The organism is Anoxynatronum buryatiense, assembly GCF_900182905.1.
In the GTDB taxonomy this organism is placed as follows: domain Bacteria; phylum Bacillota; class Clostridia; order Peptostreptococcales; family Tindalliaceae; genus Anoxynatronum; species Anoxynatronum buryatiense.
The window spans coordinates 1-13794 of record NZ_FXUF01000017.1 but is presented as its reverse complement, the minus strand read 5'-3'; the positions used below and the strand labels follow the sequence as shown (position 1 = coordinate 13794).

Genomic DNA, 13794 nt, shown 5'->3' with positions numbered 1-13794 from the left:
AAGCAGGCACTCGGAAGGATTTCCAAGTGCCTTTTCAAGTGCCTGCTTAGTTTGTCACTGGGTAAATCACGGTATGGGCAAAGCCCTTGACCACTTCGATGTACCCGGACAGCTCTTTGTCCAGTGCCAAGTCGCCGGTGTCCACCACCAGGGGAGCCTGGTACAGGGCATTCAGCTTGGAGGCGGTGGCCGTCACAATGATGTTCTTTTTCCCCACCCGACGAAGGATGCGGGGGCTGATTTGCTGGTTTCCCCGGCCAAAGAGGTTTCCCTGACCGCCGATGATGGTGACGATGATCTTCACGGGTACCTCCGGGTCTTTCACCAGCTCCCAGAGCTGGTTTTCGGTGACATCCGCCGCCAGCAGCCGGCTGTTTTCCACCACATCCACTCCCAGCAGGGTTCCTGACAGGCCCAGTTCGTCTGTGATGGCCCTGGTGGTGGTTCCGGGGCCAATAATATAGCGCGTCTTCTCCTCCATTTTGGTGATCACGTGACCCACCACACCCATGAGTTCATCATGCTCTGACACACTGCTTGATTTGGTGTGCTGCATATGACTGCCGGAAACAGGCACTTTCATATAGCCATACAGCCGGGCACTGAGACGCCCCTGGCGAAACATGTCTTCGTCAATGTCCATCACTTCTGCCAGGGCCACTTCTGCCTCCAGCCCCTGCAGGTACTCCTTTACTGCCAGCCCGGCATTGCGGGCATTGGTGGCATACACAGCCGAGTGGATTTTCACCCCGGCGGGAATGCCGATCACCGGCACATCTTCGCCGATGGCCTGGCAGATATTGCGGGCAGTCCCATCACCACCGGCAAAGAGAATGAGTGCCACGCCGGCATCCCGCAGTTTTTGGGCTGCTTCCATGGTGTCTTGGGCGGTGGTGCGCCCCGCAGCCGGCGTTCCCGCCAGACTGACGGTAAACCCCATGGAGGTGAGGAGATGCTCACCCATGTCGCCACTGTAGGTATGCACGATGAGGCTTTCTTTTATTTCTTCCAGTTCAGCCAGGGCGTTGGCTGCCCGTTGTGCCGCTTCAGGCTGCGCTCCCAGGGCCAGCGCTTTTTCCACCACATCGGGCCCGTCGCTTCCTTTGAGTCCCACACGCCCTCCCAGGCCGGCGATGGGGTTGATGATGACACCAATGGCGATTGTTTTCCCTTCCCTCTCCATGATCTGCCACCTCTCGTCTGATTTGATGCCATCATACCAGTGTTTCAGGTGAGAATCAATAGCAGAAACTCCCGACAGCCGGTTGAAAAACAGGACCATTTGTGATATGAACAGAATGAGACGACCGCCATCAACCGACATTGACCGCAGGAGATGAGACCTTTGATTAAGCGAATTATCCGAAAATGGATCAACAATCATGAAGACGTCAGCAATCATGACGTGCGCGAACAGTATATTTCCCTCTCAGGCTACCTGGGCATTTTTTGCAATGTGCTTCTTTTTGCCGTGAAGTTAGCCCTGGGGCTGTTCATCAACAGCATCGCCGTCATTACCGATGCCTTCAATAACATGACAGACATCAGCTCGTCGGTGATTTCCATCATCAGTGCCAAGATCTCCAATAAACCCCCTGACGGCAATCACCCCCACGGCCACGGCCGGGTGGAATACATTGGTTCCCTTGTGGTGGCCGCCCTGATTTTTTTGGTGGGCTTTCAGCTGCTGCAAAAGTCTTTCCAGCGGCTGATGAACCCGGAAGTCGTTCAGTATCACCTGGTGATTGTGGTGATTTTGATCCTCTCCATTCTGGTGAAGCTTTGGATGTTTTCTTATAACCGTTACATTGCCCGCACCATTAATTCCAGCATTAACAAGGCCGCCGCCTATGACAGTATCAGCGATGTGGCCGCCACCTCTCTGGTGGTGGTTTCCATGATCTTGGGCCAGTACACGGCTTTTCCCGTGGATGGTGCCATGGGCCTGCTCATTTCGCTGTTAATCATGTATTCCGGTTTTGACGCCGCCAAAGACACCGCCACCAGTCTGCTGGGAAAAGCCCCGGAGGACCACGTGGTGGATGCAATCTATGACATTGTTGATGGAAGTGCCCTTGTGCTGAAAGCCCATGACTTGGAGGTGCATGAGTATGGCCCGGGAAGGGTAGTGGCCTCCATTCACGCGGAAATGCCGGATACCACCCATATTGTGGATGCCCACACTGTCATTGACCAGCTGGAAAAAGAGGTGAAAAGCCAGATGGGTATTGAACTGACAGTGCACATTGACCCCGTCTCCATCGACACGGCAAAAACAGAGGCGGCGAAGGATCAGGTGCTGGCCTGCCTTAACGAAGCTGTAACCGGTGTCAAGGTGAAGGTGATTCGGGTGGCTCAGGGGGAAAAGAAAACCATGGTCACCGTTGAGGTGACCATGGCAGAACCTGCCGATGAAGACAAAATTGCGGCCATTAAACAGATACTGCATGATCGGATTGAATCTGAATGCAACGATTACCAGCTGGTGATTAATGAGGTTCAGTAGAAGGCGCAAAGGAAGATGGGAGCTTCGCCACACACAAGTGCCATATTAAACTGGGGCAGCTTGGCATCTTCCTTTTCCTGCCGTACTGAACGTGTTTGATCCCTTCTGATACGGGTTGAGACTGTCCCCAACGACGTTTTTCCCTTCTGTTTAATCAAAGCTCGGAAATATTCCCTGCATTGCGATCATATAGTTTAATCCTAAACTGGGCATCATATTATTGACTGGCTGTCCTCCGCCTACCGCACTCGTCGAAATTTGCGGATCTATTGTCACCTCAAGGTTAATGCCATCTGTTGGCGTAGCATTATCGGAATAAATTCTTTCATTTTTATCTCCCCTAGCCAGCATATGGCCTCCTGGTAGTGGCGTATTTCCTTCATTGTTGGTGTATTCAATGGTTCCAGTTACATCAGCCGTTACCTCAGCAGTATGACTGTGGGCAGGTAGATTTGCTGGTATAAGGGTTACGGTGGCACTGCCACCCTTATCGCCTACATTATACCCATCTCCAGCACCAATGGCTACCCGATCCCTTAAGTCAGGTAACGCAAATGTGGTTACTCCATCGCCTCCATAGGTGGTACCCAGCAGTGCAAAAAGTGCTTGGTTCTGATTAATGGGTAGCAGCTGTCCATTACAAAGAGCCCAGCCTTTTGGGGCAAAATTTCCTGCAAATATCCTAATTTCTCCAAGATAGGCCTCATTTGCCCAGGTTTGTAAGGTAAAAAGGCTGCACAGGAGAATGGTGATGATGATCATTCCTGAAATCTTTTTTTTCATTTTTTCCACCTTCCTTCTTTATTATTTTACTTAAGGTCTTTGAGGATATATGCCCTGTAAAGCAATGATGTATCGAACTGTTATATAGGGCTGCATGTTGCTCACAGGCAGGCTTTCGCCGGCATCTGTAAAGGTAACCAACGCATCTGTTCCTGTCTCATTTACTGTTGCAGTCTCTACCGCAGCACCCACACCATCGGAGTAAATTCTTTCATTTTCATTTCCCCTGGACAACACGTGGTTTGCCTGGGGCTCAGGGCTATTTCCCATGGCATCCGAAACTTTAATGGTTCCCTCTACCTCCAGATCCATCGTTATCTCATGCCGATGGGCGGGCATTTGAGCTTCTATAAGGGTTACTTCCTTTGTTCCCATCTCTTCTCCTAATGACCTGTCTGTTAAGCCTGTTCCCTGACCTGGATGCACAGGTACCCTTCCCCTCAAATCTGGCAGCGCAAAGGTAGTTTTTCCATCGCCGCCATAGGTGGTACCCAGTAGTGAAAATAATGCTGTATTTTGACTAATGGGTAATAGCTGCCCTTCACAAAAGGCCCAGCCTGCTGGAGGTTTATCTCCTGAACCGGCAAAAATGGTAATTTCTCCAATAAATGGATCCCTTGCCCAGCTTTGCATGGTAAAGAAACTGCAAAGGATAAGGGTCACCATGATGATTTTCATCATTTTTCTTTTCATTATATATCCAATCCTTTCCATTATCTTCTTTTAGGATTCTATTGCTTGCTATCAGTTAAGCTTCTTGCCGATGCATGCCTCTTTAAAACTGAGATGGATAAATGCCCTGTAGGGATATAATATAGTTGATATGGAGAACAGGCTGTATGTTTTCAACAGGCTGTGACTGCCCTACCATATTGGTAAGGGCAGTAGTGTCCACCTTTACCTCAATATGTGTCCCTCCCAGTGCTTCATTTGCAGAAGCTGCAGGGGCATATATTTTTTCGTTTTTTGCCGTCTTTGCCAGTAGAAGCATGGCTGACATAGGCACATTTCCAACATCGGGGGTGGTTTTAAGGAGATCAAAAACCGTTAGTTTTGTGGTTGTATGCACATGAGGCGGTATATTTTGTACTGTCAGCGTGACCGTTTCCATACCCCTCATTTCACCTAATGAGACTACGTTTCCAGCATGTACTGGTCCACGGCCCCTTAGGTCGGGAAGGGCAAAATTAGTTTCTCCATCGCCGCCATAGGTGGTGCCGATTATCTGAAATAGAGTGTCGTTTTCAGAAATCGATATCAGCTGCCCTTCACAAAATGCCCAACCAACTGGTGCAAAGTTACCGGCAAACATTCTAATTTCTCCGATATATGGGTCAGAAGCCCAGCTCTGTATCATAAACATGGGACATAAGATGAGTGTGATCACGAAGACCCGCAAGTATTTTATTTTCATGACTTTCATTTCTCCTCTCTAAAGACCTGATTAAAGACCTGATTTTAAATGGTTGTGATGCCTTTTTTTCTATTACAGCTGCCCAGGATCGACGATCACAAAACCTTTAATGACTGAACTCGAAGATGGCGTCCAAAAAAGTTTCCTGTCACTGCCATCAAGCTTTGATGAATAAATGGTTCCAGTAGAATCGGTTATCCAGTACAACCGCTCCTTCGTGATGGCGATTCTCTTCACCCCGGGGTAGCTGCTGCCTTCATCTGCTGTAGAAACAACCGCTTCTTTACCTGTTCCATCCAGATTGGCATTGTTTATCTGATTGTTATGATAGTCGCTCCAATAGACTTTTCCGTTGCTTTGGTCTATGGCGATGGTATCGACGCTTTGGGGGCTGCCCGTAGTTGCGATTACCGTTTCTCTTTCACTTCCATCGAGATGTGATCTTTCAATCACCAGGCTGCTATCCCCCACCCAGTAGAGCTTGTCTCCACTGATGGCCAATGCAAAGGGTCCTTTATAGGTGGCAGTACTTGTATCTGCCTGTGAAATGATGGTGCTTACTTCTGTTCCATCAATGTTGGCCCTCTTTATGGCATTGTTGCCATAGTCTCCCCAGTAAACCCAACCATTGATTGGATCTACGGCGATGCCGGTGACATTGCTTATCCCTGTGTTGACCAAGGTTCTTCTGTCGGAGCCATTTAAATTAGCGGATTCTATTTTTTGAGAATCCTGTCCTGCCCAATAAACCCGCCCCCCTGCTACAGTGATTGCCTGTGGTCCAGAATAGGGGCTGTCATCCACTTGAGAGACAACCGTGGTTTTTTCCCCGGTGGTGATGCCTAATTTTTCAATCGCATTTTCTGTGTAGCTTGCATAATACAGCTCATATTCAAAGGTTTTCTCAGAGGTCATCGTATAAGCTGCTTTGTTTCCCGATTGATCCCTGACAATCACATTGACATAATAATGCGTATCGGCCTCCAGCCCAGATATCACGATGCTGTCAATATCTGCTGTGTAGTCTCCTGCAGGGGTTCCGTTGGCTTCCATTTCTGCAACGGTGCTTATATTGTTTGTCTCTGAGTGATAAGCTGCGTATTCTAATTGAGAAACCGCTGTTTTGTCATCAGCTGCCTTGGTCCAACTCAGCTTCATACCATTTGTCTTGACCTCTGATATTGTCAGCATGCCTCCATCTCCTGGGGCAGGCGGCGTATTATCAGGGTGTATGGTAATGATTTTGCTGCCCGTTACACTTGAATGGTGCTTTGCGGTCGCCCTTACGTTGACAGTTCCTGCTGTTGTTGCGGTTAATAGGCCGTCTTCATCAATGGTTGCCGTCCCTGTCATGGCGTCTACTGACCATAGGATCTCTTGATTACTTGCATTGGCTGGCGAAACCGCTGCCCGCATCTGTAACGTGTTGCCTTCTTCGATTTCGGTTATATCTCCCGCTGACGTTACGATGATTTCTGTGATCTCGATGGTTAATGTCGTCACTAGGAAACTGGTGGTCGCACTGCCGCCTCTGCCATCCGTTGCGGTAATCACGACTGTCCTTGCTTCTGCTATTGTGGGTGTATACCGCCACACCTCATTATCGATGGTTCCTACGTTAGCGCTTAATGTCAATGGGTCGCCATCGATATCTTCAAACACATTGCTTAAATCGACCATTATCTCTATTCCTACAAAGGCATCTGATATGGCATATACGGTACTTGTGACTGTTGGCGGATTGTTGGTGGGATCCGTTACTGCTGTTACTGTCACCTTGAAGGTTGTGGTCGCACTGCCACCCTTGCCATCCGCTGCAGTAATGACGACTGTCATGGTTCCCGATGCTGTTGGTGTATAGCTCCATATACCATTTTCAACTTTTCCCAGATTTGTACTTATGATTAAAGGATCTCCATCCTTGTCTTCAAAGGTATTTCTCAAATCCACTGTTAGTTGGATTCCCAGAGCAGCGTTGTTGATATCTTGTACTGGCTGTACTACCTTCGGTGGATTGTTGGGTATGCTTCCACCGCCATTGTCGTCAGGAGTACCACTGTCGCCGCCAGAATTACCTCCACCGGAGTTATTGCCGGAGTTGCCACCGGAGCCACCGCCTCCTGTAGTGATGGTTGTCGTGATGGTTGTACTGCGATTGACTGTCTTTCCTCCTACCCTTGATGTGATCCCTTCTCCTATATTGATGATAGATGGAACCGGAGCAATCATAACGTCATTGCTGTTAATCTGTGCGGTTTCTATGTTGCCTGAGCCAGTTACTTGGGTAGGTGCATGGATATTTAAATGTGTTACGGTTGTTCCGTTGCTTAGGTTAATCATCGCATCGGCAGCAGCTTCTTCTACCACCAGGGTATTGATGGATCCAGTTTGCATATGTAGCGTTGCGTTGCCGGCACCTACATTGACACTTTCAAAAGCGCCTATCAAGGTTATGGTGGCTCCCTGATAAATGTTGATTGTTGTAAATCCATCTTCGGTAAGGCTCTGAGCTTCCTCAAGAATGGCATCCGAATAAGCAACGACTTCCCCAACGTGGGTGTCTCCATATGCTACCAGTCTGACAGCACTGTTGTCTGGAAGATCAATTATGATCTGACTTCCATTGAAATCAATCAGTATAATACTGTTTGGCCCGCCACCATATACGATGGTTTTTCCCTTTACTGTTATATTCTCCAGGGTTACGTCTCCATCTCCGATGGCGGCCGCTAATATTAAATCTCCTTCTATCACCATGTTTTTCAGCGCTGCCTGCTGGGCACTTATGGTGACATTTCCTTTGATTGTTTTTGTTTCTTCAGCGGTTCCATAAATTCCCTTCCTGCTTATTAATTCTCCAACGACCTTATCCAGCATCACGACCACTTCTGCCCTTGTTATATCTCCCGCCGGTCTTAATGTCGCATCAGGATAACCGCTTACATACCCCCCTTTTACGACTGCATCCATATAGCTTCTGCTCCAGGTTGGCACTGTCTCTTTGTCGTTAAATCCTTCTATTGCTGTCAGATCTTCTGAGGCATTTAGTTTTAAAATCTGTGTGATAACAGCAGCTGCTTCTTGTCTGGTAATTGGCTGATTTGGATACAGCTTGTCTTCTTTATACCAATCAAAATACTTGTTATGCTTTGCTATTGCTGTTGCCTGGTGATACCAGCTTTCTTTCTCTATGTCTTCATAGTTTTCTTCTGTTGTCGCGTCGTAGCCATAGAGCTTGTTGATCAACGTGATAAATTCTGCCCGGGTTATTTTTCCGTCAGGTCTGTAGCTTCCATCTGGATAACCTTTCATCCATCCCCCTGCAATCCACTGTCTCATGTTTTTCTCTGCCCAATGCCCCTGTAAATCGTCCTTGCTATTGCCCTCTCCAAAAACAACTGTGGGGAAAATCATTACTACAATGAGGATCATCGCTAAGATTTTCTTTGTTTTGCTGTTCATAGGTGCACCTCCTCATTAAGTTTCTGTTTATAATGTCGCTTCATTTCTTTTATTTTTCTATGCGAATCTCTCTTGTTCCCTCATCATATGTCACCGTTGCTCCCAGCAGCTCTCCGATAACCCTCAGGGGTACAAAGGTGCGACCGGGAGGGATAATTCTTGGTTCGGTATCTATCAGGATCATTTCGCCATTCACCAGGACTTCTTTAGAGCCGATGGTCAGCAGGATTTCTGTGTCTCCTTCTGTGATCAGTACCTGTCTTGTCTCTGGCAGCCAGGCCACCGTTGCTCCCAGGGCTTCGCTGATGAATTTGAGAGGTACCAGGATTCTGTTGGTTTCACCATCAATAAAAGGCATGGCATCCAGCTGATGGGTTTCATTATTTAGTACAATCTCCCGTTTTCCGATGGTGAGAAGGATCCTTTTTTGAGGAGGGCTTGCTTCCTGTGTGTCTTTTGAGCCTTCAATTTCTTTTATTTCTTCTGTTTTTTCGGTTTCGTTTGTCTGCTGTTGTTTATCCCGGTTGCTTCCTGAGGTGCCGCCGCCGGATCCACCGCCTCCACTTGCTGCCGCTCTATTCATATGAATCGCATAAGTCTTAGTACTTCCATTCTCAGCTGTTATTAAGATGGTGATCATGTTATTTCCTGTGTTCAGACTTATTGGTATCACATTCCCACTAATGACTTTTGTTCCATTGATTGTTACTGTTGCGTTACTATCTGCCGTAACTGTGGTCAGCTTTATGCTGGTGACCCGGTTATCTACATTAACACTGTATTGCAATGCATTTTCACTAAACCCAGGGTTCAACGTACCTGCGCTGATTGTCAGTGATTTTAAGTTAGCGTTATCTGAGGGAATAGACCCTTTTACAACATGAACTGTCAGGGTTTCCGTGCTGTTATTGTTGAACCATATGCTGAATTCCATCACTTCTCCCGCTGTTAAGGTTAAGGCCTCCAAATAATCAGCCTGTAGCGTCAGCTTATTTCCATTGACTGTATAATCTGTACCCAGCACCAAATTTTCACTTCCATGAACTACCGCTGTGACACTAGCGGCACTTCCCCATGTGATTGTAGTGAATCTATCCGTTGGCGCTGTCAAATCATAGTTCACTGATGCAGGATGAATGGTGGGCATCACCGGGGCTGCGATGTTTACTGTCACTGTTGTCGAAACGGCGCTGAAATATGTGTCTCCCTCTTTAGTAACTGTAATGGCAGCTGTTCCTGCCTCCACTGCAGTAACAATCCCTTCATGGCTCACATCCACGCCGCTTCCGCTCACACTGTAGGTGATGGCACCGGTGGTGCTTCCACCACTGATTAAGCTGCTGAGGTTACAGGTTTCACCAATTATCAGGCTGGTGGGCGCACCGGTGACGATCAGGGGCGCCTGGTCTTTTGCCTCAGGGCCATAGGCACCGTCTATCATGACACCATTTTTGTCTCTTGCCCCGGCACCTTCTATTGTGCAATAGGTATAGGGTTTTTCCACCCCTTCAGGGATACCAGCATCGACACCGTAGGTTGTGAAGATGACAGTAGGGTTCTGGTTGCCATCACCCTGAATTCTCAAGGTGCCATTACTTGTATTGTCGCTGCCTGAACCAATATCCCAGCCATTTTGACGTTCCAGTATTGGGCCGCCGCCTGTTGCTGTCACTCGGGCATTTCCTGAAATGCTGACTGTCCCACTGCCTCCGTTAAGGCCGCCGCCGATGCCTGCTGCAGCCCTGCCCCCTGCGGCACTAACAGTTCCTCCCGTGATATTGATGATACCACCGCTGCCGCCAGTGCCGCCACCAATACCTGCTCCATAATCTCCGCCTATGGCCGTAACCGTTCCCCCTGAAATATTGATTGTACCACCGTTACCAAGCCCGCCACCCCCAAGGCCTGCTCCACTGTTTCCTCCCATGGCTGTTATTGTGCCGCCTATTATGTTGATTATACCACCTGCTTGATTATTACTCCCGCCAATACCTGCACTGGAACTACCTGTAAAAGCATTCTCGGCTTTTAGACTGCCCGGTCCCTTTATCGTCAAGGTTGCTCCCTCGGGTACCTTTAACCCAGGTTGAAGCGAATTGCTCCTCAAGAAATTGTCTCCTACTAAAGTGAGATTGACAATTGCACCAGACATGTCAAAGACACATATGCTCAAGCTGAAACTTGTTCTGCTTATATTTGCATCAGATAAAGTGATATTTGCCGTTACGCCACTATTCACCACAACCCTGTTGGTTGTGGTGGTACCGGTGATGATGATGTTATCCGCTGCATAGACAAACGCTGTCACACTTGGCGATGATTGATGTGTGACTGCAATCTTGCCAGCATGCTCTCCTGTTCCTGATGCTATCGTGATATTCCCTTCATTGATGTGAAAGGTATGATTGGCAGCAGCACTACCTCCAGCATCCCCATATACCGGCAAACCTGCTGGGGCGATCACTGATAATACCAGTGCCAGAATAATAACCAGGGCCAGTCTTTGTTTCATTTTCATCTTTATCCGCTCCTCACTTTTCCTTAAATGTCAAAACGCTCCTGTTGTAAAATAAGTTCACGATAGAGGATGATTCTAAAGAACAACTCTATTGTTATCTTGATTATACTAAAGCCCTCTGACACGATTCTGACAAACACCAGCCATTGACCACAGCTTTAAAAAAACCAAGGCCCCAGAAAATGTTCTGGGGCCTTGGCAAAAAGGGGCTTATCTTTCTATACTGATTTCTCTTGTTACCTCATCATACACCACCGTTGCTCCCAGCAGCTCTCCGATAACCCGCAGGGGTACAAAGGTGCGCCCGGGAGGGATAATCCTTGGTTCAGTATCTATCAGGATCATTTCGCCATTCACCAGGACTTCTTTAGAGCCGATGGTCAACAGGATTTCTGTGTCTCCTTCTGTGATCAGTACCTGTCTTGTCTCCGGCAGCCAGGTCACCGTTGCTCCCAGGGCTTCGCTGATGAACTTGAGTGGTACCAAGGTTCTGTTGGTTTCGCCGTCGATAAAGGGCATGGCATCCAGCTGATGGATTTCATTACCTATCGTGATATCTTGCTTTCCTATGGTGAGAAGGATCTTCTTTTTAGGTGTCTCTTCTCCCTCTGAGGTTTCCTGATTGGATTCTTCTGCATCTTCTGCATCACTTTCTGCATCATCTTCTCCAATCACCAGGGTGAAGCTATGCCTTGATACGCTGCCATTTCTATCGGTTACAGAGATGGTGTATTGGTAGGTGCCTGCCTTGGTGGGAGTCCCGCTGATGACCCCATCCTTTGAAAGGGTTAAACCCTCTGGCAATGCGCCACTGGTAACTTCAAAGCTGTGACCGCCACTACCGCCTGTGGCTCTTAGGCTATAGGTGTAGGGGGTGCCTGTCGTTCCTTCAGTGGGATTGCTTTTGCCGATGTTTAGGCTGTTGGAGCTGCCACCGCCACCGCTGCCACCGCTACTATTGGAGGCGCTGGGTGTTCCTTTGACTTCATTAGAGTTCACACTCTCTCCGATTAAATCGGCTGCTTTCACCACAAAGTAGTAGGTTGTGCCATTGATTAATCCTGTTGCATTAAAACTGTGAACCGGGGCTGTCACTGTGGCAATTGGTGTCGTATAAGCCCCTGAGGTTGTACTTTGGTAAATCTTATAGCTTTCTGCTCCTTCAACTGAATTCCAGCTTATGCTGATCTGTCTGTCCCTCGCTGTTACCGATTGCACCACTGGTGCCATCGGCACGGGCAGATTAATTGCATTCTCTACCTCATCGAATACAGTAAGGCCAAAACCTGCTACAACAAAATCTGTTGAAGGATTTATCAAATGTTGTTGATAGTCACCACCTGTTTTTAGCTGATAGATTGTGTTGGGTGGTACTGTAAAAGCAATCGAGTTGTATTCTGTCGTTGGAGTAAAGCTGGTATATGGATTTAAACCGCCTTTAACATGAATACTCGTGGCAGTACCTCCATTTTGGATTGCTGAAAAATGTGCCATTAATACTGCTGCTGTACTTGTATCTTCAATGCTTCCCGATAGTGTATGTATCGCTGGCCACATGATACTGTCTGAAACGGCTTTCACGATTGCAGCTGAATTTATGGTGATATTACCGCCTTCTCCCATAACACCACCACCGACGCCTGCACTATACCATCCACCTGCTGTTGTCACCTCTCCACCTGAAATAGTGATGCTGCCTCCTGATCCAGAATTTCCACCGCCGGTACCTGCGCCAAAATTTCCACCTGTTGTTGTCACCACTCCACCTGAAATGGTGATGCTGCCTCCTGCTCCAAAATTTCCACCGCCGGTGCCTGCGCCACCACTTCCACCTGTGGCTGTCACCGTTCCTCCTGAAATCGTGATAGTACCGCCGTCTCCCACATGTCCACCACCGATGCCTGCGCCACTATTTCCACCTCTTGCTGTCACCGCTCCACTTGAAATAGTGATAGTACCTCCCTCTCCCTGCTTACCACCGCCGATGCCTGCTCCCCAATACCCTCCTGCGGCTTCTACTGTTCCGCCTTCTATCTTGATGCTGCCTCCTGACCTTTCAGATCCACCACCAATACCTGCGCCATCACTTCCACCTGTGGCTGTCACCGTTCCACCTGAAATCGTGATGGTGCCGCCTTCTCCCTCCCAAGCACCACCGATGCCTGCTGCCTCACTTCCACCTGTTGCTATAACCGTTCCTCCTGCTATAGCGATGGTACCGCCTGTTTCACCCCATCCGCCGCCGATCCCCGCTGCATAATCACCACCGATTGCATGAAGAGAACCAGTTCCATTAATCGTAATCTTATTGCCACTAGGCACCTGCAAACCAGCAAAATACAGATCCCTTTTAAGGTTATTAACACCTTCCAAAGTTAGTGTCACATCTGCATTGTTTTTCAACCCAAAGGCAGCATCAATGATGTACGCATTTATTTGAATATCAACATCCCGAAGGGTTATATTTGCCTTAACACCATCCACCACAACCCTGTTGGTTGTGGTGGTACCGGTGATGATGATGTTATCCGCTGCATAGACAAACGCTGTCACACTTGGCGATGATTGATGTGTGACTGCAATCTTGCCAGCATGCTCTCCTGTTCCTGATGCTATCGTGATATTCCCTTCATTGATGTGAAAGGTATGATTGGCAGCAGCACTACCTCCAGCATCCCCATATACCGGCATACCTGCTGGGGCGATCACTGATAGTACCAGTGCCAGAATAATAACCAGGGCCAGTCTTTGTTTCATTTTCATCTTTATCCGCTCCTCACTTTTCCTTAAATGTCAAAACGTTCCTGTTGTAAAATAAGTTCACGATAGAGAATGCTTCTAAAGGACGACTCTATTGTTATCTTGATTATACTAAAGCCCTCTGACACGATTCTGACAAACAATGGTTACTGGCAAACGTTATAAATCTTCCTTCACATAAAAAAACAAGGCCCCAGAAACAGATTCCAGTTCCGGGGTCTTGGAAGGTCCTGCAAGGAAGCATCGTTTTTGCACTACTCGTGAGTTTGACAGCAAAACCGAAAAGTTGAATCCATAAGATCCTTTGAAAGTAAGCCTTGCGGCTACTTTTTTTGTCAAATTTTTATTCTT

Annotated in this window: 9 protein-coding genes; 1 reads left to right on the top strand and 8 read right to left on the bottom strand. The window is 47.9% G+C overall.

Annotated features, from left to right (window positions below; translation table 11 throughout):
• Window positions 1-46: 46 nt before the first annotated feature.
• Window positions 47-1183: an ATP-NAD kinase family protein gene (locus QOL74_RS15960; protein WP_283410504.1), complete on the bottom strand. Its 1137-nt coding sequence runs from the start codon at window positions 1181-1183 to the stop codon at window positions 47-49.
• Window positions 1184-1345: 162 nt separating this feature from the next.
• Here QOL74_RS15960 and QOL74_RS15955 point away from each other — a divergent pair, with 162 nt between their 5' ends.
• Window positions 1346-2506, top strand: a complete 1161-nt coding sequence (locus QOL74_RS15955; protein WP_283410503.1) for a cation diffusion facilitator family transporter — start codon at window positions 1346-1348, stop codon at window positions 2504-2506.
• Between the two features lie 150 nt (window positions 2507-2656).
• On the opposite strand, the gene QOL74_RS15950 is transcribed toward QOL74_RS15955, so the two are convergent.
• From QOL74_RS15950 to QOL74_RS15920, 7 genes are all read right to left on the bottom strand, one after another.
• Window positions 2657-3289: a phage tail protein gene (locus QOL74_RS15950; protein ID WP_283410502.1), complete on the bottom strand. Its 633-nt coding sequence runs from the start codon at window positions 3287-3289 to the stop codon at window positions 2657-2659.
• Window positions 3290-3319: 30 nt separating this feature from the next.
• Window positions 3320-3982, bottom strand: a complete 663-nt coding sequence (locus QOL74_RS15945) for a phage tail protein (RefSeq protein ID WP_283410501.1) — start codon at window positions 3980-3982, stop codon at window positions 3320-3322.
• Window positions 3983-4064: 82 nt separating this feature from the next.
• Window positions 4065-4703: a phage tail protein gene (locus QOL74_RS15940; protein ID WP_283410500.1), complete on the bottom strand. Its 639-nt coding sequence runs from the start codon at window positions 4701-4703 to the stop codon at window positions 4065-4067.
• A gap of 72 nt (window positions 4704-4775) precedes the next feature.
• The gene (locus tag QOL74_RS15935) at window positions 4776-8165 is read right to left on the bottom strand and encodes an S-layer homology domain-containing protein (protein WP_283410499.1); all 3390 of its coding nucleotides are present in this window, start codon (window positions 8163-8165) and stop codon (window positions 4776-4778) included.
• Between the two features lie 49 nt (window positions 8166-8214).
• A complete protein-coding gene (locus QOL74_RS15930; RefSeq protein WP_283410498.1) occupies window positions 8215-10683 on the bottom strand; it encodes a stalk domain-containing protein in 2469 nt (822 codons plus the stop codon).
• 210 nt (window positions 10684-10893) lie between these two features.
• Entirely contained in the window at window positions 10894-13446 is a 2553-nt protein-coding gene (locus QOL74_RS15925; protein ID WP_283410497.1) for a stalk domain-containing protein, read from the bottom strand.
• Window positions 13447-13602: 156 nt separating this feature from the next.
• Window positions 13603-13794, bottom strand: a 192-nt coding sequence (locus tag QOL74_RS15920) for a hypothetical protein (RefSeq protein ID WP_283410496.1), incomplete at its 5' end; no start/stop codon positions are given.

Coding starts and splice junctions, on each gene's coding strand:
- QOL74_RS15940 (WP_283410500.1), bottom strand. CDS start 4,703: ATGAAAATAAAATACTTGCGGGTCTTCGTGATCACACTCATCTTATGT.
- QOL74_RS15930 (WP_283410498.1), bottom strand. CDS start 10,683: ATGAAAATGAAACAAAGACTGGCCCTGGTTATTATTCTGGCACTGGTA.
- QOL74_RS15950 (WP_283410502.1), bottom strand. CDS start 3,289: ATGAAAAAAAAGATTTCAGGAATGATCATCATCACCATTCTCCTGTGC.
- QOL74_RS15935 (WP_283410499.1), bottom strand. CDS start 8,165: ATGAACAGCAAAACAAAGAAAATCTTAGCGATGATCCTCATTGTAGTA.
- QOL74_RS15960 (WP_283410504.1), bottom strand. CDS start 1,183: ATGGAGAGGGAAGGGAAAACAATCGCCATTGGTGTCATCATCAACCCC.
- QOL74_RS15945 (WP_283410501.1), bottom strand. CDS start 3,982: ATGAAAAGAAAAATGATGAAAATCATCATGGTGACCCTTATCCTTTGC.
- QOL74_RS15925 (WP_283410497.1), bottom strand. CDS start 13,446: ATGAAAATGAAACAAAGACTGGCCCTGGTTATTATTCTGGCACTGGTA.